Raw genomic sequence first — 25,435 nt, 5'->3', positions numbered from 1 at the left:
TCTTTTTTATATTCTTCCAGTGATATTTTGAATAGGGGTGAAGAGAGACCGGCTTTTTTCTCTCGTCCAATCCATTTGGTCAATGTGAGATAGACTTTCAGAAAGTGTATTGGCCATAGACATGACAAGATGAAGACGTGTGTTTTGGAGGACGAAGTATTCCATGAAACCACTCACATTGACGATCCCATTAATATGAATATCTCCTACCTCTGGAAGCTCTTTTTGCACACCAGCTCCAGGCTTTAACGGTCCATCTCCAATTTGGAAAGAACCGACACTTTTCACTCTTCCTAAACAGGCATCAACCGCTACAATAAACGGGTGTTTATGAGCTTGTTCAATTTCAGCGAGTTTTTCTTTTAAATTGACCGCATGCACTGGGTCAGAGAGTGTTCCATATACATGAAGCTTTTTCAAATCCAGACCTGAAAGCTTTGAACCAACAAGTGGACCTAGAGAGTCGCCAGTTGAGCGGTCTGTACCAATACAAACGATGGCAACGGGTCTTTTTCCTGCTTTCTGAAGATGCGAGAATAAAATACTTTTAAGCTGTTGAATGGCGTTTGTATCCGTATGGGACACGTATTCTTTTACCCTATTTCTAAAAAAAAGACCGTTCTTGCTATTCATAGGTCTCACTTCCTTGTCATAGTAGTTAGTAACAGTATACGGAAACAAGCTTAATTCTATACCTATGAGGTGATGATTGTGTGGAAGGCTGGTTCAAGGTGGACGCTTTTAATTTTAGGAAGCTTAATAGGTGCGGGATATGCTTCCGGCCAGGAAATTTGGCAGTTTTTTGGCATTGATAGCGGACTAGCCATTCTACTGTTTACATTGATGTTTATGCTGTCTACCTATGTGGTGTTAAAAATCAGTTATGAGGTGCGTGCCGATCACTTTGTGCCAGTGCTGGAACGGCTTGTCGGTCCATGGCTGGCTAAGGTGTATGACGTGTTAATTGTCCTTTATTTATTCACGACAACGACGGTCATGATTGCTGGCGGCGGGGTGACGCTTGAGATGTATCATGTGCCTTTTTGGGTTGGCATCGGCGCGTTCTGTTTGTTTTCATTTATGATTTTTTTCTGGGATGTGAAAGGGCTCTTATCTGTGAATGCTTTCATTATACCAATTTTGGTGGCGGGGCTCATCTATGCGTTTGTTTTTTATTATATGAACCATGATCATATGTGGAGGATTGATTTTGGGCAGCAGTACAATTGGCCTGCCAGCATTGTCTTTGCTTCTTTGAATATATTATCTGTTGTGGCAGTGCTGTCTTCGGTTGGGAAAGAAATGAAGGGGCTGGGGGAAGCCAAAGTGGCGAGTATATTAAGCGGTCTCATCTTTGGTGTGATCTCGTATGTGTATAACGAAATACTGGTTGATATTTCTGGAAGCCTTTCAGCAGAGGGAATTCCTTTGTTTACAGTATTAGAAGGGGCGCCGACGTCTTTGTTTGTGTTTATGACCATTGTCCTTTGTCTAGCGATTTATACGACGACGGCAGCAGGTTTATTTGGATTATCCAGCCGAATGCTTTCTTTTGTACGAATGCCCCGCTGGCTGGTTGTATTGGTGATGCTTCTTTTGATGGCCCCTTTGACATCTCTTGGATTTGCTGATTTGATTGCGTTCTTGTATCCAATTTATAGTTTGTTGAATCTTTATTTGCTCGTCTGTTTAATGCTGTATCCGATTTTAAGTAAAAAGATATTTTCTCGTCCTAAAAAATTATATTGATAAAATAAAATAATCACCTCTCTTTTTTAGAGCTGTGTTTATTTGATCTGAATTGAATCAATAGCTTCTTTGATATCATCATAGACAGGCATTTGCTTGAGACGCTGGAGGCGATCCTCTAATTCTGAAATGGCCTGTCCCTTTAAATGCTGGGAAATGTGTTGTTTGACAATGGTCGTCTGGTTTATCATGTCTTCTGTTTTAGATAATTGATATTCCAAGTGCACGCGAGTATTTGCTAATTCGTCGTGCAGCCGCATTTTGAGCAGCCGTTTTAGATCCTTTCGCTGTCCTTCTCTGCGCATGGCCTGAATGGCGGCGATTTCTTCTGGAGACTGTGTTTGTGTGTGTGGTGCCGATTGATTTTCGAATACAGACATGGAGCGGCGGGCACTCACATTTTGCAAGAAACGCTGGGCGTCACTAGGAGGCTTATTTTGATTGATCATGCGATGACTCCTTTCTTAATGAATACCCATTTGCATTGCAAGGCGTCTATCTGCCTTGGCGTAGTCATCACCCATTGTGTACATATGTCTTGAAAGAGCAGAAAGCTCTTGTTCGTAATCCCTCAGGGTGTACAAGGCATTCAACTGTTTTTCGTGTGAATAAAAGGAGGAATGCGACTGTTCCATCCTGACTTCGTCTACCAGTGCTTCCACATCACTATGACTTAATAAATCATAGTGGCCAAAGCCTATGAGTCCTTTAAGCTCTTGTTTTACATGATGGACGGCGTCTTTTACGCTTTCATCAATTCCATCAATTTTTTCAAATACAGTGTGCACTTCATGTTCAATAATACTTTGCAGATCATAGGATGAATTTTTCAGTAAATGGGATTTTATGATAATTTCAAGTCCGTTTTGTGCATATGCACGTCCAGAATGAATCTCTTGCAGCAGCATGGCTGTAAAACTTGTATTATGATCAAGCTGTTCATCTAAAATACGGGCAGATCCATTTGGATGGAATGAATATCCATTTGCTTTGAATTCTCCTGAAACGAGAGCTAAAAAAGCATTTGTATCAAAAGATTCGTTCCATTCTATATTCATAGATGCAAAAGCTGATTTTAAAAAGGTGTCAATTTCTCTTTTTTTGTATTTTACGGATTCTTGGACTGAGTCTTGCTGCCGTGGCGGTACGGTGTACTTGATTTGTCCAACTCCTTGATCATGACGATTGAGTAAACCGACGTAATGACTAGGCTGAATATATTCAGTCAACATGCGTTTATATTGACCTTGCTGGGCCTTTTGCTGAATCGAAGGCGACAGGCTGCTCCATATATTTGGGCTGTCAAAGGTGACGGCTTTTTTGACAGCTGGCTGTTCTGTTGCAATATAAGCACAAACAGCACCGGCAAGTGCTTGTCCAGTGAGATGGATACCTGCATTCGGATGCTTCTGACAGACTTTCTCTATGTATTCCTTCCCTTTAAAAAAGACATGGTCTTGATTGCCATCAAGGGACTTTCTTTCAATTGGATAGGCATAGTCAGTTTTGAGCAATGACTGTGCCGCGTTGTGTACATCTTGCTTAGATGACACCGTCATTTGATGTGGCAGCGGGCAGTGAAAAGCGACGATGAATTCATCTGATTGTTCCGGCTGCATTGTTAAACCATATAATTTTTGGTCGATCTTTAGAAAATCGTGGACAGTGAGTGTTTGCTGACCTATTTCTATTGTATGGTGCTGCTGGTAATTGTCGATATTTCCAGCATGATCGGATATGATTTTATATTCTTTATCAGTTAATCTATCCTTTCGATTGACCATCGTACCTGCTCCCTCACATAACATTTATGCAGATATCATAAATCAAAAAATATGGAAAAACCACCGCGTTCTACCAATAAAAACCTTTTGACCTACAGTGTTTGTGACAATATTGAAAAAAAACGGAGTTTAAGTAACTATTGGTCACAAATAAAATGATCTAAAAGAAGGGTTTTTTCTCTAAAAAAGAATAGGATGAACGATTGAAAGAGACTCTTTGTTTTGTGCATTGCCCTCCATCGCCGTTTTTTTGTACAATAGATTCAATGAAGTGAGCAAGAGAGGTGAAGGCTGATGGCAGACAAAGCGTTTGGGTTACATGATGTTGTAGAAATGAAAAAGCCCCATCCATGTGGTGCCAATCGGTGGAAGGTCATTCGTTTGGGCATGGATATCCGTATTAAATGTGAAGGCTGCGGACACAGCGTGATGATCCCAAGAAGAGATTTTGAACGAAAAATGAAGAAAATTCTCGTCAAGCATGAGGAGCCAACTGCTTAAGTAGGCCTCATGCTTTTTTCATTAAATTTGTCTTTTCTACAGCAAAGCCAGGTGCAATTTCTTCGTTTTGAAGCATTGATTTATTCTTTTTGACGATGTTTCTTCTATTGAAAATGCATGGTGGTTAGCTTGTCTTTTCATGTAAACCTACTTATAATTGCTCTAGGTTCATATTACGCAGTATAACGAGCACGTTTGATATAGAGGAGATGAAAGAATGGCTTTAACAGCTGGTATTGTTGGCTTACCTAACGTCGGGAAGTCAACGCTATTTAATGCAATTACACAGGCTGGAGCGGAGTCTGCTAACTATCCGTTTTGTACCATTGATCCAAACGTCGGAATTGTAGAAGTTCCTGACGAGCGTTTACAAAAGCTAACAGAATTGGTGCAGCCGAAAAAGACAGTTCCCACTGCTTTCGAATTCACTGATATTGCGGGTATTGTCAAAGGTGCATCTAAAGGTGAAGGTTTAGGGAATAAATTCCTTTCCCATATTCGTCAAGTAGATGCGATTTGTCACGTGGTCAGAGCTTTTGCAGACGATAACATTACACACGTAGCTGGTAAGGTTGATCCTGTAGCAGATATTGAAACGATTAATCTCGAATTGATTTTGGCTGATTTAGAAACAGTTGAAAAGCGTTTAGCTCGTGTGAGTAAGCTTGCAAAACAAAAGGACAAGGAAGCAGTAGCTGAATTTGAGATTTTGTCGAAGCTAATGAACGCATTTGAAGCTGGGAAATCGGCAAGATCTGTAGAATTTACAGATGAACAGCAAAAGCTTGTCAAACAGCTTCATTTACTCACATCTAAACCAGTTCTTTATGTAGCAAATGTGAGTGAGGATGAAGTAGCGGATCATGAGGGCAACGAATATGTGCAGCAAATCCGTGAGTTTGCTTCTGGTGAAAACGCTGAAGTCATCGTCGTTTGTGCAAAGATCGAGTCTGAAATTGCAGAGCTTGAAGGAGAAGAGAAGCAAATGTTCCTTGAAGAGCTTGGTATTAATGAGTCAGGGCTTGATCAGCTAATTAGAGCATCTTATTCACTTCTAGGATTAGCTACGTATTTCACAGCAGGTGAGCAAGAGGTACGTGCTTGGACATTTAAAAAAGGAATGAAAGCGCCAGAATGTGCTGGAATCATCCACACAGACTTTGAGCGTGGATTTATTCGTGCTGAAACGGTTGCGTATGAAGATTTACTAGCTGGCGGAAGCATGTCTGCTGCTAAAGAAGCAGGAAAAGTTCGTCTAGAAGGCAAAGAATATGTAGTGAAAGATGGAGACGTCATTCATTTCCGTTTTAATGTATAGGTTCTTGTCATAGGCCAAGTGATTTGTTATAATATACAATTGTGAGTAATATAATTTATTGCTCCTTGCCCGTTTAGGGCCGCTTAGACCAAAAGGAGGTGCAATCAGATGAGAAAGTACGAAGTTATGTACATCATCCGCCCAACAGTTGACGATGAGGCTAAAAAAGCAGTTATCGAGCGTTTCAATAACGTGTTAACTTCTAACGGTGCGGAGATCACTGGAACAAAGGATTGGGGTAAACGTCGTCTTGCATACGAAATCAATGATTTCCGTGACGGTTTCTACCAAATCGTAAACGTTCAATCTGACGCTGCAGCAGTTCAAGAATTTGACCGCTTAGCTAAGATCAGTGACGATATCATTCGACACATTGTTGTTAAAGAAGAAGTATAAATCATTGAAATATATATTTAAAGGTGGTCTTTCAATATGCTAAACCGTGTTGTATTGGTCGGAAGACTAACAAAAGACCCTGAGCTTCGCTACACGCCTAATGGTGCGGCTGTAGCCACGTTTACTCTAGCTGTGAATCGTACGTTTACGAATCAATCTGGAGAGCGTGAAGCCGATTTCATTAACTGTGTTACTTGGAGAAGACAAGCCGAGAACGTGGCTAATTTCTTGAAAAAAGGAAGTCTTGCCGGTGTAGACGGTCGTTTGCAGACAAGAAACTATGAAAATCAGCAAGGACAGCGTGTCTTCGTGACAGAGGTTCAAGCTGAAAGTGTTCAATTTCTTGAGCCTAAGAGCGGCGGTGCTGGTTCAGGTGGATACAGCGGCGGTGGCAATAGCGGAGGCCAGTATTATGGCGGTAGCCAAAACGATCAGAATCCATTTGGAAATGAACCAAGTCAAAATCCATATGGCAATCAAAACAACCAAAATCGTAATCAGGGAAATAGCTTTAATGATGACCCATTTGCGAACGATGGTAAACCGATTGACATCTCCGATGATGATTTGCCATTCTAATTGATCTGAAAAAATGACTAAAGGAAAGGTGTGAAAACAAATGGCAGGTGGACGCAGAGGCGGTCGTGCGAAACGTCGTAAAGTATGTTTCTTTACTTCTAACGGTATCACGCACATCGATTACAAAGATGTTGATCTTCTTAGAAAGTTTGTTTCTGAGCGTGGTAAAATTTTACCTCGTCGTGTAACAGGAACTAGCGCTAAGTATCAACGTAAATTGACTTTAGCGATCAAAAGATCACGTCAAATGGCATTACTTCCATACGTTACTGGTGAGTAAGTCGTTGACTTAAAAAGCGGAGAGCCCCGGGCTCTTCGCTTTTTTTATTTTCCTCACTGTGAATCCCATCTATTTTTGCTAGAGTTGTTTTTGACAGTCAACCTAGGGGAAGTATGTAAAAGTGACAGTTTATTCTATACAAATATGAGGTTGATCTGTCATATTGGTAGTCTAGAAAATAATTGCAGTCAGGGCGTGGGAAGATGATTGAATTTAATAAGGTATCGATGCAATTTTCTGATGAGCGCTATGCCGTTCAATCTGTTGATTTGGAGATTCAGCAAGGTGAGTTTTTTGTATTGATTGGACCTAGTGGCAGCGGAAAAACGACGACATTGAAAATGATCAATCGTCTCATTTCTTCTACAGAAGGTGAGATTTACATAAAGGGTCAAAAAATAAGTGATTTTGATATGTATGAGCTGCGCTGGGATATCGGTTATGTTCTGCAGCAAATTGCGCTTTTTCCTCATATGACCATAGAAGAAAATATTGCTGTGGTGCCAGAGCTTAAACAATGGAGCCGGAATGAGACCAATCAGCGTGTCCATGAACTCATGTTGATGGTCGGGCTTGATCCTGCTATGTATCGGCATCGAAAGCCAGCAGAGCTCTCTGGTGGACAGCAGCAGCGTGTCGGTGTGGCACGTGCACTTGCAGCTGATCCTGAGATTGTCCTGATGGATGAACCTTTTAGTGCGTTAGATCCACTAACGAGGGAGAAATTGCAGGATGATCTGCTTGATTTGCAGCGCCGCATACAAAAAACCATTGTTTTTGTGACGCATGATATGCAGGAAGCTATGAAGCTGGGTGATCGGATTTGTGTGATGAATGAAGGAAAAGTAGTGCAGATCGGACGTCCTGAGGAATTGGTTCAACATCCAGCCAATGCCTTTGTAAAGGAGTTTGTTTCAGGGGCTGCCCGCCATGTGGGACATCAAGCTTTCGAGCTGGAAACCTTGGCCCAACCGATGGCTCACGAAGCTCTTTTCCTCTATGAGGCGGTCTCAGCAGATGCCACACTGGATGAAGCCTTGTCTCTATTGGCAAAGCACGAGGAATTGGCTGTTGAAAAGAATGGAGAGCGGATTGGACTAGTGAATCGTCAAGCAGTGATTCAGTTTTTAGCTGATTCTTCTAAAGAGAGGGGCGAGTCACATGAATGATTGGACCCGTGTGTTTTGGGAACGCAAAGAACAATTGGGGCACGCCTTACTTGAGCATATTCAAATTTCTTTTATTGCTTTATTTTTAGCGATTTTGATTGCCATTCCATTAGGTATCTATTTAACGAGGGTTCCAAAGCTAGCGGAGTGGGTCATTGGGGTGACGGCTGTCTTGCAAACGATTCCGTCGCTTGCACTTCTTGGCTTGCTGATTCCTCTCGTGGGGATTGGGCAAGTGCCTGCGATTATTGCGCTTGTGGTCTATGCCTTACTCCCTATTTTAAGAAATACATATACAGGCATTCAGGAGGTCGATCCTTCCCTGAGAGAAGCAGCGCTTGCCATGGGGATGAATCATCGCAAACGGTTATTAAAGGTAGAGCTTCCACTTGCCATGCCAGTCATTATGGCGGGTATCCGAACCGGGATGGTACTCATTGTGGGGACCGCCACTCTGGCAGCACTGATCGGAGCTGGGGGATTAGGAAGCTTAATTCTGCTGGGAATTGATCGAAATGATATGTCGCTCATTGTCATTGGTGCGATACCAGCAGCCTTACTCGCACTTTTATTTGATGTGGTGCTGCGAACCTTTGAGAAAATTTCCTTTAAAAAGACTGTGATCGCTGTGACTGTTTTTGCTCTCATTGCAGGAGCAGTTGTCGCTGCCCCCTCGCTGTTTCAGCAAGAAAAGAAAGAAATCACCATTGGCGGGAAGTTAGGATCAGAGCCTGAGATTTTGATCTCGATGTATAAGCTTTTAATTGAACAGGATACAGATATTCAAGTGAATCTGAAGCCCGGTCTTGGTAAAACCTCCTTTGTTTTCCAGGCATTACGCTCTGGTGATATTGACATTTATCCCGAGTTTACGGGTACAGCGATTTCTGAATTCCTCAAAGAAACAGCAAAAAGCACAGATAAAAGAAAAGTGTATGAGCAAGCGCGGCGTGGATTGGAATCGTCCTTTCAGCTCCGTCTTCTTGAGCCCATGGCATACAACAATACGTATGCTTTAGCCGTGCCGCAGTCACTGGCTGATCAATATGAGGTGTCCAACATTTCAGATCTAGGTAAGATCAAAAACCGTATAAAAGCTGGATTTACCTTAGAGTTTTCTGATCGTCAGGATGGGTATCGAGGCATTCAAAAAGCTTATGAATTTTCCTTTGACGATGTTGTGACGATGGAGCCGAAGCTTCGTTATCGAGCGATTCAAAAAGGAGATATCAATTTGGTCGATGCGTATTCGACAGACAGTGAATTGAGACAATACAAATTAAAGGTGCTTGATGATGATCAGCATGTTTTCCCGCCATATCAAGGAGCACCGCTGCTCAGGCAGGAGACATTAACTGAATTCCCTGAGATTGAGACCTCTCTCAATAAGCTTGCGGGTCAAATCACAGACGATGAGATGAGAGAAATGAATTATGAAGTCAATGTGAAGGAGAAGGATGCATTTCAGGTAGCGAAGGCCTATTTAAAAAAGAAAAAATTGCTGCAATAATCAAGGGAAAGCAGAGCTGTTTCATGCAAAGCAGCTCTGCTTTTTTAAAAGAAAAACAAAAAACATTGACATTTATTTAAAAACATCATATCCTTAATTCGAGATAAATATATTTTTTTGATCTAATATCTCGAATTCGAGATAATATAAAGACGTCAGTAAAGACATAATGAATAGGGGTTTCTTACTTAAATTAGGAGGGCATGAGAAGTGAAAAAAACAGAAGGAATTCACCATATTACAGCTATTGTAGGTCATCCTCAGGAGAACGTTGATTTTTATGCAGGTGTTTTAGGACTTCGTCTCGTGAAGAAGACCGTGAATTTTGATGATCCGGGCACATACCATTTATATTTTGGAAATGAAGGCGGCTCTCCAGGGACAATTATTACGTTTTTCCCTTGGCCGGGGGCACAAAAAGGTCAAATTGGTGCAGGGCAAGTGGGCGTGACGACATATGTTGTACCGACAGGCGCTTTCTCTTTCTGGAAGGATCGTCTTGAGCAGTTTAATGTCTCTTATGAAACGGTTGAACGTTTTGGTGAAGCTTTTCTCTCATTTGAAGATCCACACGGCTTATTGATTGAGCTGGTAGAGCGTGCGGAAGGAAAACAAAACGAGTGGACCTTTAATGGTGTCACACCAGATGTAGCCATTAAAGGATTTGGCGGAGCTGTTTTATTAACTTCGCAGCCGGAGCAAACGATGCAGCTGCTAGAGCAAACGATGGGACTTGAACGAGTCGGAGCAGAAGGAGACTATGTGAGATTCCGTTCGTTTGGTGAAATAGGCAATGTCATTGATGTGAACATCACACCTGTTCCACGAGGACGTATGGGTGTTGGAGTTGTGCACCATATTGCATGGAGAGCAACAGATGATCATGATCAATTAGATTGGCAAAGACATATTGCACAAAGCGGGTATCAAGTGACACCTGTGCAAGACCGAAATTACTTCAATGCTATTTATTTTAGAGAGCTTGGCGGCATATTATTTGAGATCGCTACTGATCCTCCAGGGTTTGCACACGATGAATCAGTGGAAACAATGGGTGAAGCATTGAAACTGCCACCGCAATATGAGGCGCAGCGCAGCCAGATTGAACAAATTGTGTTTCCAATTGAAGTGAGAGAAGTTAAAGGGAAAGGAGATTCATGATGAAGCATCTTTTTCGAAAAGGAAAGAATGAACAAAGACCTGTCCTGTTATTACTGCATGGAACTGGCGGGACGGAAGAAGATTTATTGCCGCTTGCACAGATAGTAGATCCTGATGCATCTGTTCTTAGTGTGAGAGGGAATGTATTAGAAAACGGCATGCCGCGTTTTTTCAGACGTTTGGCAGAGGGTGTATTTGATGAACAGGATTTGATTGAGCGTACTGAGGAACTATATACATTTATCGGCGAAGCAGCTGATGAATATGGATTTGATCGTCACAATGTGGTAGCTATCGGATATTCCAATGGGGCAAACATTGCTGGAAGCTTGTTATTCCATTATGGGGATGCCCTAAAAGGCGCCATCCTGCATCATCCAATGGTTCCAAGACGCGGAGTTTCATTGCCTTCATTAGCAGGGAAACAAGTCTTTATAGCAGCAGGTGAAAATGACCCAATGTGCCGTCCAGAGGAATCACAGGAGCTGGAGCAATTGCTGCAGGGTGCAGGTGCATCGGTTACACTTCATTGGGAAAATCGCGGACATCAGCTAACGAGAGAAGAAGTCGATGCTGCGGCTTTATGGTATCGTCGTCAATTTTAAATAAGGTGGGGAATACAGGTGGGATTTTTACAGAAGCTTTTTGGGCAAAATAAACAAAAGGAGATGGAACAAATGGAAAACGTAAAATTAGCGATTATTTATTATAGTTCAACAGGTACAAACTATCAGATGGCGAAATGGGCTGAAGCTGGAGCAAAAGAAGCTGGCGCAGAGGTCAAAGTATTAAAGGTTGCTGAATTGGCACCAGAAGCAGTTGTCGCTTCAAATCCAGCATGGAAAGCACATTTAGACGAAACAAAGGATGTGCCAGAGGTTCAATTAAGTGATTTAGAGTGGGCAGATGCCATCATCTTTAGCATGCCGACACGTTTCGGTAACCTGCCAGCTCAAATGAAGCAGTTCTTAGATACGACAGGCGGCTTGTGGTTCCAAGGTAAATTGGCAAACAAAGCAGTGAGCGCGATGACTTCAGCTCAAAACGCAAATGGCGGACAGGAGCAGACGGTTCTCAGCCTATATACGACGATGTTCCACTGGGGAGCCATTATTGCCGCTCCTGGATACACAGATGATTCCTTATACGGTGCAGGGGGCAACCCTTATGGCGTAAGTGTCACTGTTGACCAAAATGGAAAAATCCAAGAGGATGCAGAAGCAGCTGTGAAACATCAGGCAAAACGTACAGTCAATGTAGCAGAATGGATCAAAAAAGGTCAAAACGCTTAATAGATGTAAATAAAAAGAATGCAGCCTCGCCGCTGCATTCTTTTTTTCATTAATAAGGATCTGATGGTGTGCTGTTGTTGATGGCATCGTCCACGGCTTCGGCAGCGCCTGTAGAGCCGATAGGTCCGCTTGGCTGCTCTTGTTTAAAGGCTTTTAAGCCGTCAGCGACACGCTTTCCGTAATCAGGGTCTGCTTTTGTAAAGTTTTCGATCATTTGGTCTTGAATGTCCTTTTGACATGTGGAAAGGGTGTTGACTAAGTTCTTAATCAGTTCCTCACGCTCCCAATCATTAAAACGGCGATACGTTTCTCCTGCTTGTCCAAAGTTGTTTGGGCGGTCAATGGCTTCTCGTTTGACTTCACCCTCTACAAAAGGCGTATGATCCTTTCCATCCTGTTTGGCTTCTTTTAATCCACCGAGTATCGACGGCTCATAATTCACATGGGGATTTTGCCCTTTGCCTTGATCGACATGGTATTCCATTTGACCGTCTCTCTGATTGGTGGCGACATGCTTTTTCGGTGCATTGATCGGCAGCTGTAAATAGTTTGGCCCTACACGATATCGCTGCGTGTCAGAGTAGGAGAAGGTACGGCCTTGAAGCAATTTATCATCTGAGAAGTCCAAACCGTCTACGAGTACACCAGTCCCAAAGGCAACCTGCTCGACTTCTGCGAAATAGTTTTCTGGATTTTTGTTTAATACCATCCGTCCGATTGGTTTCCATGGATAGTCATCCTTGTACCAAAGCTTTGTCGGGTCTAGCGGGTCAAAATCGAGGTGAGGGTGGGCATCATCTTCCATGATCTGTGCATATACCTCCCATTCAGGATAATCTCCTTGCTCAATCGCTTCATATAAATCCTGTGTGGCATGATTAAAATTTTCTCCCTGAATCGCTTGTGCCTGTTCTTGGGTCAGGTTGCGAATGCCTTGTTTCGGTTCAAAATGATATTTAACCAGCACGGCTTTTCCTTCATGGTTTACCCATTTGTACGCATGGACACCTGAGCCTTGCATGTGCCTGTATGTTGCGGGGATGCCCCACGGTGAAAAGAGAAATGTCACCATATGCGTCGCTTCAGGTGATTGTGAGACAAAATCAAAAATACGCTCGCCGTCCTGACGATTGGTGACAGGATCTGGCTTAAAGGCATGAACCAAATCAGGGAACTTTAAAGCATCTCGGATAAAGAAAATCTTCAGGTTGTTCCCCACGAGATCCCAGTTGCCTTCCTCTGTATAAAATTTAATCGCAAACCCTCTCGGATCGCGTAATGTTTCTGGTGAATGACCGCCGTGAATCACAGAAGAAAAACGAACGAAAACAGGCGTCTTTTTCCCTTTTTCCTGAAACAATTTCGCTCTCGTATAGGTGGAGATGGGTTCATCACCAAATGTGCCGTAGGCTTCAAAATAACCGTGAGCTCCAGCACCGCGTGCATGAACGACACGTTCAGGGATGCGTTCACGATCAAAATGACTGATTTTCTCTAGGAAATCGTAGTTTTCAAGCGTAGTGGGTCCTCTATTCCCAACAGTTCTCATATTTTGATTGTCTGTTACGGGATGACCTTGCCGATTCGTTAACGTTTCTTCTGACTCTGAAGATGGTTTAGGCTGTTGATCTTCTTTCAATTCGAATCCCTCCTTCAATATCTCCCTAACAATATGGTCATGTTTCTCCCTATTTCATACAAGGATTGATATAATGATTGAAAACTTTCACGAGGAGCAAACCAGATGATTCGATTACACTGCCTTCACGCCCATCCGTCCAATCAGTCATATATAGAAGATGTTTTTGGTGATACAGATGTTGATTTGCATCACACAGTCGATTCATCATTTATAGAACGCGCCACTCAAGATCCTGCATTTGATCAATACAAGCAGCAAACGTATGCTATCAAAAGATTAAAGCAAGAAAGTGAAGCCGATCTCATTCTGCTCACGTGTACACAATACATTGCTGCTCTAGGTGATCAGCAGCACCTTTTCAAACAACCGATTGTTCCGATCGATGAACCGTTATTTGAGATGATTTGTGAGAAACAAGGGCCTCTTCAACTGGTGTTTTCCAACCCAGATACAGTGGAAGGGACGATGCAGCGGCTTGAATCATATGCCACAGAGCGGGGCAAACAGGTTGAAGTGGAATTGGTTGTGATGGAGGATGCCTTTCATCTCTGTCTAAACGGTGATAGCAAGCCTATGATGAACAAATCAAGGAGCAGCTGAGAAGATGTATGAAGCAAAAAGGGAAAGACATTTGTGTGATGCAGCTTTCGATGGTTCATGCGGCACAGGAGATGGAGCAGGAGACAGGCGTTCCTATCATTCATCCGCTTTCTTCACTAAAACAGTTTGTTCATCAAACAATATCCGCTTGGAAAGAGTGAACCCCTCAGGTTCGCTCTTTTTGTATAGGAACGTAAATGTGATGACATGTTAAAAAATAATCGAGCGCAAACTATTTTCAAAAGGTGCGCGTCTATCCAATGTAAGAAATAACAGATGCGCATTTAAGATAAAGGAGCTCTTTGTAAAATGAAGAAACGAAAAATAGACGATCAATTTGCGGATTACGTCATGGAACATAAACACAGTTTTTATCGGTTGTCCTATAGTTATGTCAAAAACCCAGAAGATGCTATGGATGTTGTTCAGGAGGCCATTCATAAAGCACTCAAATCTGTTCACCGATTAGAGGATGCGAGCAAAATGCATAGCTGGTTTTATAAAATCGTGGTGAACGCTGCCCTAGACTTTTTACGAAAGAAGAAACGGGTGCAGGTGACAGATGATGATACGCTTGAATTCTTATCTCAGGGCGAATCAGATGTATACGAGGATCAAGACGTCAAACGGGCTATAGAGGATTTGCCTGAGATGTATCGGGTCATCATTATATTGAGATTCTTTGAAGATTTAAAACTAGAGGACATCGCCCAGATTCTCGATGAAAATGAAAACACCATTAAAACAAGACTATATAAGGCGCTGCGGCTTTTAAAAGTAGAATTATCACAGGAGGAAATATAAATGGATAAGTATTTGGAACATTTAAAGGATGAATATTTAGAAATCCCTATTCCACCGGAATATGATGCGATGGTTGAACGAACGTTAAAAAGAAAAAATAAAAAACCTCATTTTCAGCAATGGACAATAGGACTTGTTGCGGCGGCAGCTCTTTTTGTCACAACGGTTAATGTCAGTCCACAGGCAGCAAGAGCGATTTCAGAGGTGCCTGTCATTGGCGAGCTGGTGAAAGTCGTAACGTTTACAGAATTTAAAAAGAGCGATCAAGGAACGAATATTGATCTTAAAACACCACACGTTTCAGGACTTGGGGACGGAACATTACAAGACAGCCTGAATCAAAAATATTTAGCTGAAAACAAAAAGCTGTATCAAGATTTTGAAAAGGAAACAAAGGGGTATAAAAATGGTCATTTAAGTGTTGAGAGCGGTTATGAAGTGAGAACGAACAATGATCAAATCCTTTCACTAGGCCGATACAAGGTGACGACTCAGGCTTCTGCGGCAGAGGAAATGACATATGATACGGTTGATAAGAAAAACCATGTCCTGATTACATTACCAAGCCTGTTTAAAGATGACCGTTATATTGATGTAATTAGTGAAAATATTAAAGAACAAATGAAGAAACAGATGAAAGAGGATTCAAACAAAATGTATTGGATTGGCAAGCAAGATATGGCGGAACCATTTAAGAAAATTAAGCCGGATCAAAACTTCTATATCAATTCAAAAGGAAAGCTTGTGATTTCCTTTAATGAATATGATGTGGCACCTGGCTACATGGGTGTTGTTGAATTCACGATTCCAACAAGCGTGCTAAAGGATGTTCTCGTTAGTGATATGTATATTCATTAAAAAGAATATAGACAAAAAAGACTGCTGAATGATTCAGCAGTCTTGTCGTGTTGATTAAGAAAGTGCGTCTGTCAGCGCAGGTACGACTTGTTTCTTTCTTGATACAACACCTTTTAGTAAAGCTGTGTTGTTTTCAAGCGTGACGTTAAATGCTTTTTCTACTTTTGCTGCTTCAGCACCGAGTGCAAGAGCAAGGGAGTCATTTTCCAAAATGTCTGTGATGACTAAAACAAATAGATCAAGACCTTTTGCTGCAATGACTTCATTGATTTTCGCTTCAATGTCAGCCTGTCTTGCTGTCACTTCAGCGATATCTACTGTATTGACTTGTGCAATTTCGACTTTGCTTTTGCCTAGTGCGAATTCTTTTGCATCAAGTGTAATTAATTCTTGAACCGTTTTTTGGCTTAGATCAGCGCCTGCTTTGAGCATATCTAGGCCGTAAACTTCTGGATCTACCCCTGCGATTTTTGCAAGCTCATGTGCAGCATCAATATCTTGCTGTGTGCATGTTGGGGATTTGAATAATAAGGAATCAGAAATGATCGCAGATAAAAGCAAACCAGCGATTTCTTTTTCAATCGTCACTTGGTTTTCTTTATACATTTTGTTTAAGATCGTTGCTGTACAGCCTACAGGCTCAGCACGATAGTAAAGAGGTTCACTTGTTTCAAAGTTGGCAATACGGTGGTGGTCAATGACCTCAGTTACTTGTACTTGATCAATATCGCTTACACTTTGCTGGAATTCGTTATGATCGACAAGAATGACTTGCTTTGTTTCATTTGCAGCCGTTTCAATGAAACGAGGTGCTTCTTGTTTAAAGAAATCTAATGCGTATTGTGTTTCTCCATTGATTTCTCCAAGTCTGACGGCTTCTGCCTGAACGCCGATTTTGTTTTTCAGATCAGCGTAAGCAATAGCAGAACAAATCGTGTCTGTGTCAGGATTTTTGTGTCCGAATACGAGTGTTTTTCCCATGTGAATTCTCCTTCTTACATTTATTGATGATGTTTCTATTCTAACAGCTTTTGACCTTGAATTCAGGGTTTATAGCTAAGAATAATCTAAAAAATTGTAACATGCTGTTTGAAAACTTGCATGTGCGGTTCCATATCGGTGTTCCACGTGAAACGCTCCCAGGACAGCCTGCATTTTACTTGAGATTTACCGCTATGGTAAAATAAAGGTTGGGGCAAGACATGATGGAGCTGACATCATACGTATACATAGAAGTACACATTGAGCAAGATATAGACAAAAGGATTGGATAGAGGTGAAGGTGTGAAACAAACAAAAGCGTTAGTAGAGGGCGCAATCATGATGAGTATTTTTGCGGTCATGATGCTGTTTTATTTGTATGTGCCGCTTTTATCTATTATTTTCTTTCTAGCTGCTCCGATTCCGATCATCCTCTATACAATCAGACACGGCTTGAAAAAAGGAATTGCTGCTGGCGCTATTGGCATAGTGATCAGCTTTTTAATTGGGTCTATGGCTGGACTCATGAGTGCACCTATCTTAATTGCCGTCGGATTAGGCATGGGTGTTTTCTACAGCAGAAGGCAGCCTGGGAATGCCATCATTACAGGTGCGCTGCTTTATTTATTCAGTATTCTCATCTCCTTTGTTGTCAGTGTCCAGCTCTTTCAAATCGATATTATGAATATTGCGAAAGAGTCGATTGAGCAAATGATGCCGATGGTAGAGAGTGTTTTAAAGCAATCCGGGGCTTCTGAAAAGGACATAGCTAAACAGCTCAAACAGTTTAAAGAGATGCAGGATACGGCATTAAGTGCTTTACCTGTAGCGTTATTGATTTTGGTGACGCTGATGGCTTTTGTGAATCACTGGTTCGTGCGGCCTTTGCTCAAACGGTTTGTTTCAGACATGCCGTCCTTGAAGAAATTTAAGGATATGCGGCTGCCAAAAAGCATGGTATGGTATTATTTACTCACATTGCTTTTGATGCTGATTCAGACGGAAAAAGGCAGCTTTTTATGGCTCGTTCAAACGAGTGCGTTTCAAATTTTATTTATACTGGTGCTTATTCAGGGATTTTCTTTTCTCTTCTATTATTGCCACGAAAAAAACATCTCAAAAGCGGTACCCATTTTCGCTGTCGTGTTAACGGTTTTCTTTCCGCCAATCGGTGTGATTGTGCGAATTATAGGGATTGCTGACATAGGCTTTGATTTAAGAGAAAAAGTAAAAAACAAATAATTCACTCTGAATGTTGAGGAGTTGATATCAGTGCCAAGCTTCTATAGAAAACCTGTCATCAAGTATCCGATCTTCGCGTTAATTGTTCTTGCGGTGGTCACAGTCCTCCTCAACCTTTATTTCAATTGGATCATAGGAGCAGTTGGTCTTATCGTCCTTGCAGGTGTGCTCTACTTCTTAAAGTGGGCAGATACGCAAGTGCAGAAAGAGATTGATTCATATATTTCAACATTATCCTATCGAGTCAAAAAGGTTGGAGAAGAAGCATTAATGGAGATGCCAATTGGTATTATGCTGTTTAATGACCAGTATTATATCGAATGGACCAATCCGTTTCTCGCTTCGTGCTTTCATGAAAGCACACTTGTCGGCAGATCCTTGTACGATACATTCGAGTCTATTGTGCCTCTTATTAAACAAGAGGTCGAGACCGAAAATGTGACGCTGAATGACCGGAAATTCAAAGTCATTATTAAACGGTCAGAGCGCCTTTTATATTTCTTTGATGTCACGGAACAAGTGCAGATTGAACGACAGTACGAAAATGAACGAACGGTGTTATCTTATATCTTTTTAGACAACTACGACGATGTCACGCAGGGCCTTGATGATCAAGTTCGCAGCGCGATTAATAGTGAAGTGACGTCTTTGCTCAACAATTGGGCACAAGAATACGGTATTTTCCTGAAGAGAATTTCGTCTGAACGATTTATGGCGGTTCTAAATGAGAGCATTTTAGCTGAGCTTGAAGCGTCAAAATTCTCCATTTTAGACGAGGTCCGTGAGAAAACAGGGGCACATAGTGCGACGCTTACTCTAAGTATCGGGATCGGTGCGTCCGTTCCTTCCTTGAAAGAGCTTGGAGCTCTTGCGCAGTCGAGTCTTGACCTTGCCCTCGGACGAGGCGGGGATCAGGTCGCCATTAAACAGCCGAATGGAAAAGTGAAATTCTACGGTGGAAAAACGAATCCAATGGAGAAACGGACACGCGTACGCGCACGGGTCATTTCTCATGCTTTAAAAGAAATTGTATCTGAAAGCGGTAATGTCATGATCATGGGGCATAAGTTCCCCGACATGGACTCGATCGGTGCATCCATTGGGATTTTAAAGGTTGCCCAGGCCAATGGAAAAGAAGGCTATATTGTCATTGATGCCAATCAGATTGGAGACAGTGTTCAACGCTTAATTAGTGAAATTAAAAATTATGAAGAGCTTTGGTCACGTTTTATCACCCCAGAGGAAGCAATGGAGCTTGCAAAGGATGACACATTGCTTGTCGTCGTGGATACACATAAACCGTCTCTCGTTATGGAAGAACGGCTGCTGAATAAGATTGAAAATGTCGTGGTCATTGACCATCATAGACGCGGCGAGGAATTTATCCGTGATCCTTTACTTGTTTATATGGAGCCGTATGCTTCATCTACAGCAGAGCTTGTGACAGAGCTTTTAGAATATCAGCCGAAGAAATTACGGATTAACATGATTGAGGCGACTGCGCTTCTGGCTGGGATCATCGTTGATACGAAGAGTTTCTCCCTGAGAACGGGGTCAAGAACGTTCGATGCAGCATCCTACCTTCGTGCAAAGGGAGCAGATCCTGTCCTTGTGCAAAAGTTCTTAAAAGAAACCGTCGATCATTACATCAAACGAGCAAAACTCATTCAGCATACAGAACTGTATCAAAATCAGGTGGCCATTGCTTCATTGCCATCTGACAGGTCGGAGTATTATGATCAAATTACGATTGCCCAGACAGCGGATTCCCTGTTGTCAATGAGTGAGGTAGAAGCGTCATTTGCTGTCGCTAGACGAGATGACGACACAGTATGTATTAGTGCTAGATCATTAGGGGATATCAACGTTCAAATTATTATGGAAGCATTAGACGGCGGCGGTCATTTGACTAACGCTGCTACCCAGATTTATGGTATAACCATTGAAGAAGCGGTAGGGAAATTAAAGGCTGCCATAGACGAATATTTCGAAGGAGGGGTTCAAAGATGAAAGTCATCTTTCTAAAAGACGTAAAAGGCAAAGGGAAAAAAGGCGAAGTCAAGAATGTAGCTGACGGATACGCGCACAACTTTCTCATCAAACAAGGGTTAGCTGTTGAAGCAACTCCAACGAACCTAAGCGCATTGGAAGGGCAGAAAAACAAAGAGAAAAAGAATGCCATCCAAGAGCTTGAACAAGCAAAACAATTAAAAGAAACACTTGAGGCGTTAACAGTGGAACTCACTGCAAAATCAGGTGAAGGCGGCCGTTTGTTTGGCTCGATTACAAGCAAACAAATCGCTGATAAATTGCAAAAAGATCATCAAATTAAACTCGATAAGCGTAAAATCGAGCTGAATGACGCCATCCGTGCATTAGGTTACACAAATGTACCGGTGAAGCTTCATCCAGAGGTACAAGCAACGTTAAAGGTACATGTGACAGAGCAGGCATAAGTAGAAAAGAACCCGTCTCACGAGGAGGCGGGTTCTTTTTTTATGAAGGATCTGAAATATAGACACTGCGTCCAGCACGCATACCGGATAAAAACATGAAAAATAGGATGATGATAAAGATGATAATCGCTGGTGTCCATGTATGTGTGGAATCAAAAAGGATACCAATCATGAACGGCCCAACAGCAGCTAATAAATAACCGAGAGACTGCGCCATTCCAGAGAGGGCAGCTGCTTGTTCCATATTGGTTGTACGTAAACCGATAAATGTGAGGGCAAGACTGATACTGGCCCCTTGTCCAATGCCGATCAATAGAACAGAGATGACAAGGATAGGCGTCGATCCTCCGAGGAGAAGTCCAATCATGCCGAGTAAATACACAAGGACAAGGCCGGCGACAAGCGGTCTTTGCGTTTTTAATTTTTCTGCAAAAACGGGCGTTAAGAAGGTGGATGGCAGCCCAACAAACTGCATAATGGACAGCATCCAGCCAGCTGTCGACAGGTTCATTCCATGGGATGTTAAGATATCAGGAAACCATGCGATGCTGCTATAGAAAAGGAATGACTGCAACCCCATAAAAAAGGTCACCTGCCATGCAACACGTGAACGCCATATTGGCTGCTCTGTAAGAGAAATACTTTTGACGGCCGCTGTATTCTGATGAAGAAGCTGCGGCGCCCAAACCATCATGGCGAGAAGGGCAAGTCCAGCCCATACAAGGAATGATGTATTCCAGCCGCCAGGCATCGTATGACTGAGCGGAACACTGACACCTGATGCAAGTGCAGCGAAGACGGACATTGAAGTTGTATATACACTTGTCATCAAGCCTGCATGTGCAGGAAATTTATGCTTCACAAGCCCCGGTAAGAGCACATTACAAATCGCAATTCCAACGCCGACCAGCGCTGTTCCAATCATTAAGAAGGTGATGGAGCCAAACGAGCGAATCACAATCCCAAAGAGAAGGACGGCAAGTCCAAGCCAGAGGGTTCGTTCATTGCCAAGTCGTTTTCCGATTTTAGGTGCAATTGGAGAAAGCAATGCGAATGAGAGCAGTGGTAATGTCGTAAGAAAACCCGCCAGTCCATTTGAAAGCTGTAAATCGGAACGAATCGCGCCGATAACAGGGCCAACGGATGTAATGGCAGGCCGAAGATTAAATGCAATAAGCAAAATCCCAGCAATCAGCAGGATGGTTTGTCCTGTACTGCGAGGATGTAATGTTGATTTTTCTAGTTGTTGTTCCATGAATGTAAACTCCTTTAATTCTTTAAGAAGAACGATCTTTCTTCTGTTCAAGCTCCGCTAATTTAGCTAATAAGATATGCTGCGGCATATGCATGATTTGTTCTAACGGTACATTGAGTGATGCAGCAAGCTTTTGTGCGGTATCGGCTGAGATTTGTAAAGGTCTCATGCGCAAATCCCTCCTCTTTCAATCTATACGTTCCAATATATCATATCGGCTTTGTGCCATGCTGATAAAAAATTAGCGTTCTCTTTGATAAAACCACTTTAGGGCCGATAAGAAATTTTTTTGAAATTGTTTCAGATGATGGCCCTCCCCTTGTTCGATGTGATATTGCAGCTGCCTTTCTTGCATCCCTTTCTGTAATAAAAGGTCATGCAGTTGTTTGTTGAATAAAGGCATGTGCTGTTGAGCAGATGTTTTGCCTTTCCCTTCTTCACTGCCTACAGACAAATAAATAAAGTGATCCACACACTGAATGCTTTGTTGTTTAGCAAACGGTAGAAAATCTTGATACCAAAATGACCCGGAGATCGATGCGATGTTTTTAAAAAGATCAGGGTGCATGAATAAAGTATAAATAGCAAACAGCCCGCCTAATGAAGCACCTACGTGGCTATGTTCATGACAGGTCTCTTGAACTGGATATTCTCTTTTGATATATGGGAGCAAGTCATTCGCTAAAAATGACACATACGTCTGTGCCTCGCCTTTAAAGTCAGGGAACCCAGATCGCAGTGGTGACGCCTTCCATGGTGTATATTCGTCAAGTCGATTGAAGGGGTGTATGCCGACGATGATGATTGGCGAGATGATTTTGGCTTCGATCATTCTTTCGATCTCTAGCAGGTGTGTTCTAAACAAAGAAGAGCCATCTTGTACAAAGACAGCTGGAACATCAATAGAGGTGTCCTGCGGAAGGTAAATATCAAGCTGACGCCCGTTAAGCTCGTCATATAGAAACGTTCCGTTCATGTGTATCCTCTCCTAACGGTTTTCAACTGCGTTGAAAAGAAGACAAAGGGCTAAACATTTTAGCCCTTTGTCAACCATCTGATCACGCATCTTTTTAGTTGTTTTGATCTAACCATTTGACAGCCTTGTCAAGGAAGGTTGTTTTGCTTAGTGCAGTTCCTCCTTGAAGCATAGGGTCAACGGCATTTTCATTGATGTGCCCATTTTTCACAGCTTTTAGGCTTGTCCAAATTTTATTTTTCTCTAAGTCTTTCAATGCATTTGGATTCGATGAGTTTTCTTCTTTAGAGAACTGAACAAAAATATAGTCAGGATTGAGTTCTCCTAGGCGCTCCAATGAAATCAATGCCTGTGCTTTGGCTTTTTTGATATCACTTGGTACTTTAAATCCTAAATCCCCATATAAGGTAGAGTTGAAGTATACGTCTTCAGGGTACACGTACAAGTCGCCCTGTCTAATGCGCAAAATGACAGCTGTTTTGTTGCTGCTTTTATCTTTCAGGGTTTCTTTCGCTTGTTTGAGATCTTTCTGATAATCAGAGATGATGTTTTTCGCTTCTTTACTTTTTCCAGTCAGTTCACCGAGTAATAATAGATTGCTTTCCCAGTCAGAAGAGACATGGGATACTGGGATCGTCGTTTGGACTTTATCCAATTTTTTAATTGTTGCAGGCGGGAACTTGGTTGATCCGAGTATCACATCTGGTTTTAGTTTTAGGATTTTTTCCAGGTTCGGTTCTGTTTTTTCACCGATACCTTCTGTTTTCGCTGTAATGTCTTTAAATAATTCAGGGAATGTGCCGCCTACAGTAGAAGCACCAATAGGCTCGATACCAAGTAATTTTGCATCTTCCATTGATTCAAGGCTTCCAGCAATGACAATTCGTTTCACTGGTGTTTTGAGTTTGTACGTTTGATCTAAGTAGTTGATATTTGTTTCTGCTGTTTCAGCTGACTTGCTTTTGGTCGTGTTTGAAGCAGGTTTATTTTCTGCAGCACCACAGGCTGCTGCGGTGATCGTCATGATACAAAGGATAAGCAATGCGAACCATTTTTTCATTTGTTTTCTCCTTTAACTGATAATTGTTCTCAATTAAAGATTGTAGTAGTCTTTTGTCCTTTTATCCATAGACAATGATCTGTCAAATGATGGACTTTTTACGGAAAAAAAGATAAAAGGTCCTGAATGACCCGTTGATGACTGGCTGCTGTGTATTCACGCCAAGGGTCAGAAGTGAGCGGATAGACGGCTTGCTGCGTCACAGCCTTGAGATTTTGCCAAGACTCCTGTTGCTTTAACTTTTGATAAAAAGCAATCGTTTTTGGCTCCTTATGCAGGAAGAGGAAGATGGCGTCTGGATCTAGCTGTTGTATAGAGCGAATGCTGATTTTCTTTTCTATTAGCTGACCGTCATTCTGAAAAGCTGGCAGAAGGCCAATGTCTTGAAAAATTACTTCTGACATGGTGCGATTCACAGACAAATAAAGCTGATCTTGAAAGATACGAAGAGGCAGGACGGTTTTTGGTGGATGATCAAAAAGGCATGCCTTTTTCGCTTGATTGACGAGTTCCTCGTAATGAATCAGCCATTCTTCTGCTTCGTTCGCTTCGTTTAGGAACGTAGCTGTTTGTTTGAATTGAGTGCGCCAATCTAATTGTGTGAATGGAACAAAGTGAACAGGACAGATGGTTTTTAACACTTGTTTTTCTTCCTCTGTCACATGATCATTGGCAATGATCAGCTCAGGTTTTGTTTCTTTTAATAGCTGTAAATTGGCTTCAGCGTGCTCATTGATCCGATGTGCACTCAGGTGAATCGGAATTTCTTCTGCATGATGCTCAAAATCATGTGCTGTCCACTTAGGGTGAAGAGGGGCAGCATATGGGATGATATGAATGGGTGTGAGCTGGCCGAGTATGGAATGGCCATAGGCTGCAATTTTCCGCTGACGGCTTTTCATATAAGTAGAAGGGGTCATGCCCGTTTTTTTCTTAAAGATGCGGCTGAAGTAATACGGATCTTGATAGCCGATTTCCAGTGCAATGTCTTTGAGCTTTGCGTTGCCTTTTGCCATTAATTGTTTGGCTCTAGCCATCCTTTTTTTGGTGATATAATCAGTGACACTCACATCAAAATGCTTTTTAAATAGCTCACTGTAATGATTGGCGCTGATGCCAGCCATATGAGATAGACTTGTCAGGCTGAGGGGTTCTTCGGAATGTTGATCGATATATTGTTTTGTTTTGAAAAGGGCATGTGCCGTGTCACAAATATCTTCTTTATGCAGTGTGAAAAGCTGCATAATGAGCTGCTGAAAAAGAGTTTGGCTTCTAAAAAAGCTAATGGATTCAGGTCTTTGCCATTCCTCTGTCATATCGGACAATAAAGAATGAATATGTTCAATCGAGCTAATATCGATAAATTGCCATTTATTCAGTAAAGAACGGGCATGTTCCGTTGATACTTCTCCTATGTTTTGATTTTGCAGCGTGTAGAGCTGAAAGCGAAACAGATAGAGCTCGTGTTTTTGATAAGGCTCTGTTTTTAACATAAATGTTTCCCCAGGCATGATTGTATAGAGTGTCAGATGTTTCAATCGCCATTTTTGATCGTTCAATGTGAGTAGACCGCTGCCGCTTATGCTGAAGAGGAGGCAGAATGTATCTGATAGCTGCTGCTCTGTATGTGGAAGCTCTGCATTATTTATTTTTTCAGTATATGTTAATCGGTAGATGAATTGTTCGGCATTTGCCAATGTACGTAATTGATTGTTGTTTCCCATAAAACCACCTGATCTCTTATTGATTGATAAACATTCTCAATTAAATTGTAGCAGAAAGAGCTGAAAGATGGTGATGTTTATTCTGTCAAAAAAGCACC

Annotated in this window: 28 protein-coding genes; 18 read left to right on the top strand and 10 right to left on the bottom strand. The window is 42.0% G+C overall.

Annotated features, from left to right (window positions below; translation table 11 throughout):
* Nucleotides 1-6: 6 nt before the first annotated feature.
* A complete protein-coding gene (gene yyaC / locus MHB69_RS19310) occupies nucleotides 7-633 on the bottom strand; it encodes a spore protease YyaC (RefSeq protein WP_034283638.1) in 627 nt (208 codons plus the stop codon).
* A gap of 75 nt (nucleotides 634-708) precedes the next feature.
* Between yyaC and MHB69_RS19305 the strand changes: the two genes are divergently transcribed.
* Nucleotides 709-1,749, top strand: coding sequence for a hypothetical protein (locus tag MHB69_RS19305; protein ID WP_227001755.1), 1,041 nt, complete (start codon nucleotides 709-711; stop codon nucleotides 1,747-1,749).
* Nucleotides 1,750-1,787: 38 nt separating this feature from the next.
* Here the strand turns inward: MHB69_RS19305 and MHB69_RS19300 are convergent, their stop codons facing one another.
* The gene (locus MHB69_RS19300; protein ID WP_034283636.1) at nucleotides 1,788-2,198 is read right to left on the bottom strand and encodes a hypothetical protein; all 411 of its coding nucleotides are present in this window, start codon (nucleotides 2,196-2,198) and stop codon (nucleotides 1,788-1,790) included.
* A gap of 15 nt (nucleotides 2,199-2,213) precedes the next feature.
* Nucleotides 2,214-3,533: a hydrolase gene (locus MHB69_RS19295; RefSeq protein WP_342495878.1), complete on the bottom strand. Its 1,320-nt coding sequence runs from the start codon at nucleotides 3,531-3,533 to the stop codon at nucleotides 2,214-2,216.
* Between the two features lie 294 nt (nucleotides 3,534-3,827).
* Between MHB69_RS19295 and MHB69_RS19290 the strand changes: the two genes are divergently transcribed.
* The 10 genes from MHB69_RS19290 to wrbA all read left to right on the top strand — a co-directional run bounded on the left by MHB69_RS19290 (nucleotide 3,828) and on the right by wrbA (nucleotide 11,739).
* On the top strand, nucleotides 3,828-4,034 hold the full coding sequence (locus MHB69_RS19290; RefSeq protein ID WP_008347561.1) for a DUF951 domain-containing protein: 207 nt from the start codon (nucleotides 3,828-3,830) through the stop codon (nucleotides 4,032-4,034).
* 217 nt (nucleotides 4,035-4,251) lie between these two features.
* On the top strand, nucleotides 4,252-5,352 hold the full coding sequence (ychF, locus tag MHB69_RS19285) for a redox-regulated ATPase YchF (protein WP_024424059.1): 1,101 nt from the start codon (nucleotides 4,252-4,254) through the stop codon (nucleotides 5,350-5,352).
* 108 nt (nucleotides 5,353-5,460) lie between these two features.
* Nucleotides 5,461-5,748, top strand: coding sequence for a 30S ribosomal protein S6 (gene rpsF / locus MHB69_RS19280; RefSeq protein WP_024424058.1), 288 nt, complete (start codon nucleotides 5,461-5,463; stop codon nucleotides 5,746-5,748).
* Between the two features lie 36 nt (nucleotides 5,749-5,784).
* On the top strand, nucleotides 5,785-6,327 hold the full coding sequence (gene ssbA / locus MHB69_RS19275; RefSeq protein ID WP_007497456.1) for a single-stranded DNA-binding protein SsbA: 543 nt from the start codon (nucleotides 5,785-5,787) through the stop codon (nucleotides 6,325-6,327).
* A 40-nt stretch (nucleotides 6,328-6,367) separates the two neighbouring features.
* Complete coding sequence (gene rpsR / locus MHB69_RS19270; RefSeq protein ID WP_008359105.1) at nucleotides 6,368-6,607, top strand: 30S ribosomal protein S18; 240 nt, start codon at nucleotides 6,368-6,370, stop codon at nucleotides 6,605-6,607.
* A 203-nt stretch (nucleotides 6,608-6,810) separates the two neighbouring features.
* Nucleotides 6,811-7,776 carry an ABC transporter ATP-binding protein gene (locus MHB69_RS19265; protein WP_034283633.1) on the top strand — a complete coding sequence of 322 codons (966 nt, stop codon included), beginning with the start codon at nucleotides 6,811-6,813 and terminating at the stop codon, nucleotides 7,774-7,776.
* On the top strand, nucleotides 7,769-9,286 hold the full coding sequence (gene opuFB / locus MHB69_RS19260) for an osmoprotectant update ABC transporter permease/substrate-binding subunit OpuFB (RefSeq protein ID WP_342495877.1): 1,518 nt from the start codon (nucleotides 7,769-7,771) through the stop codon (nucleotides 9,284-9,286). The genes MHB69_RS19265 and opuFB overlap by 8 nt, the downstream gene beginning before the upstream one ends.
* 210 nt (nucleotides 9,287-9,496) lie before the next feature.
* On the top strand, nucleotides 9,497-10,447 hold the full coding sequence (locus tag MHB69_RS19255; RefSeq protein WP_046312559.1) for a ring-cleaving dioxygenase: 951 nt from the start codon (nucleotides 9,497-9,499) through the stop codon (nucleotides 10,445-10,447).
* A complete protein-coding gene (locus tag MHB69_RS19250; protein ID WP_034622294.1) occupies nucleotides 10,444-11,052 on the top strand; it encodes an alpha/beta hydrolase in 609 nt (202 codons plus the stop codon). The genes MHB69_RS19255 and MHB69_RS19250 overlap by 4 nt, the downstream gene beginning before the upstream one ends.
* Before the next feature lie 72 nt (nucleotides 11,053-11,124).
* Nucleotides 11,125-11,739 carry an NAD(P)H:quinone oxidoreductase gene (gene wrbA, locus MHB69_RS19245; RefSeq protein ID WP_034283654.1) on the top strand — a complete coding sequence of 205 codons (615 nt, stop codon included), beginning with the start codon at nucleotides 11,125-11,127 and terminating at the stop codon, nucleotides 11,737-11,739.
* A gap of 49 nt (nucleotides 11,740-11,788) precedes the next feature.
* On the opposite strand, the gene katX is transcribed toward wrbA, so the two are convergent.
* Nucleotides 11,789-13,378 carry a catalase KatX gene (gene katX, locus MHB69_RS19240; RefSeq protein WP_342495876.1) on the bottom strand — a complete coding sequence of 530 codons (1,590 nt, stop codon included), beginning with the start codon at nucleotides 13,376-13,378 and terminating at the stop codon, nucleotides 11,789-11,791.
* 105 nt (nucleotides 13,379-13,483) lie between these two features.
* Here katX and MHB69_RS19235 point away from each other — a divergent pair, with 105 nt between their 5' ends.
* The 4 genes from MHB69_RS19235 to MHB69_RS19220 all read left to right on the top strand — a co-directional run bounded on the left by MHB69_RS19235 (nucleotide 13,484) and on the right by MHB69_RS19220 (nucleotide 15,643).
* Entirely contained in the window at nucleotides 13,484-13,981 is a 498-nt protein-coding gene (locus MHB69_RS19235) for a hypothetical protein (RefSeq protein ID WP_342495875.1), read from the top strand.
* Nucleotides 13,982-13,989: 8 nt separating this feature from the next.
* Nucleotides 13,990-14,142: a hypothetical protein gene (locus MHB69_RS19230; protein ID WP_342495874.1), complete on the top strand. Its 153-nt coding sequence runs from the start codon at nucleotides 13,990-13,992 to the stop codon at nucleotides 14,140-14,142.
* A gap of 148 nt (nucleotides 14,143-14,290) precedes the next feature.
* Nucleotides 14,291-14,785, top strand: coding sequence for an RNA polymerase sigma factor (locus MHB69_RS19225; RefSeq protein ID WP_034283625.1), 495 nt, complete (start codon nucleotides 14,291-14,293; stop codon nucleotides 14,783-14,785).
* Nucleotides 14,786-15,643, top strand: coding sequence for a DUF3298 and DUF4163 domain-containing protein (locus MHB69_RS19220; protein ID WP_034283623.1), 858 nt, complete (start codon nucleotides 14,786-14,788; stop codon nucleotides 15,641-15,643). It abuts the gene before it with no gap.
* 54 nt (nucleotides 15,644-15,697) lie between these two features.
* Here the strand turns inward: MHB69_RS19220 and MHB69_RS19215 are convergent, their stop codons facing one another.
* The gene (locus MHB69_RS19215; protein ID WP_024424048.1) at nucleotides 15,698-16,624 is read right to left on the bottom strand and encodes a manganese-dependent inorganic pyrophosphatase; all 927 of its coding nucleotides are present in this window, start codon (nucleotides 16,622-16,624) and stop codon (nucleotides 15,698-15,700) included.
* A 303-nt stretch (nucleotides 16,625-16,927) separates the two neighbouring features.
* On the opposite strand from MHB69_RS19215, the gene MHB69_RS19210 reads away from it, so the two are divergent.
* The 3 genes from MHB69_RS19210 to rplI are packed head-to-tail and all read left to right on the top strand — an operon-like array spanning nucleotide 16,928 to nucleotide 20,322.
* Complete coding sequence (locus MHB69_RS19210; protein ID WP_034283621.1) at nucleotides 16,928-17,866, top strand: YybS family protein; 939 nt, start codon at nucleotides 16,928-16,930, stop codon at nucleotides 17,864-17,866.
* 30 nt (nucleotides 17,867-17,896) lie between these two features.
* On the top strand, nucleotides 17,897-19,876 hold the full coding sequence (locus MHB69_RS19205) for a DHH family phosphoesterase (RefSeq protein WP_046312571.1): 1,980 nt from the start codon (nucleotides 17,897-17,899) through the stop codon (nucleotides 19,874-19,876).
* Complete coding sequence (gene rplI, locus MHB69_RS19200) at nucleotides 19,873-20,322, top strand: 50S ribosomal protein L9 (protein ID WP_008359128.1); 450 nt, start codon at nucleotides 19,873-19,875, stop codon at nucleotides 20,320-20,322. Before MHB69_RS19205 ends, rplI begins: the two co-directional genes overlap by 4 nt.
* A 40-nt stretch (nucleotides 20,323-20,362) precedes the next feature.
* On the opposite strand, the gene MHB69_RS19195 is transcribed toward rplI, so the two are convergent.
* The 5 genes from MHB69_RS19195 to MHB69_RS19175 all read right to left on the bottom strand — a co-directional run bounded on the left by MHB69_RS19195 (nucleotide 20,363) and on the right by MHB69_RS19175 (nucleotide 25,337).
* A complete protein-coding gene (locus MHB69_RS19195) occupies nucleotides 20,363-21,577 on the bottom strand; it encodes an MFS transporter (RefSeq protein WP_034283619.1) in 1,215 nt (404 codons plus the stop codon).
* Nucleotides 21,578-21,599: 22 nt separating this feature from the next.
* Nucleotides 21,600-21,746, bottom strand: coding sequence for a YycC family protein (locus MHB69_RS19190; protein WP_064498621.1), 147 nt, complete (start codon nucleotides 21,744-21,746; stop codon nucleotides 21,600-21,602).
* 72 nt (nucleotides 21,747-21,818) lie between these two features.
* The gene (locus MHB69_RS19185) at nucleotides 21,819-22,553 is read right to left on the bottom strand and encodes an alpha/beta hydrolase-fold protein (RefSeq protein ID WP_061110348.1); all 735 of its coding nucleotides are present in this window, start codon (nucleotides 22,551-22,553) and stop codon (nucleotides 21,819-21,821) included.
* A 94-nt stretch (nucleotides 22,554-22,647) separates the two neighbouring features.
* Complete coding sequence (locus MHB69_RS19180) at nucleotides 22,648-23,613, bottom strand: iron-hydroxamate ABC transporter substrate-binding protein (RefSeq protein ID WP_061110347.1); 966 nt, start codon at nucleotides 23,611-23,613, stop codon at nucleotides 22,648-22,650.
* Between the two features lie 98 nt (nucleotides 23,614-23,711).
* A complete protein-coding gene (locus MHB69_RS19175; protein WP_176967093.1) occupies nucleotides 23,712-25,337 on the bottom strand; it encodes a helix-turn-helix domain-containing protein in 1,626 nt (541 codons plus the stop codon).
* Nucleotides 25,338-25,435 lie beyond the last annotated feature (98 nt).

The organism is Bacillus sp. FSL K6-0994, from assembly GCF_038630815.1.
GTDB classification, from domain to species: domain Bacteria; phylum Bacillota; class Bacilli; order Bacillales; family Bacillaceae; genus Bacillus; species Bacillus safensis.
This window is presented reverse-complemented; position numbering and strand designations above follow the sequence as displayed.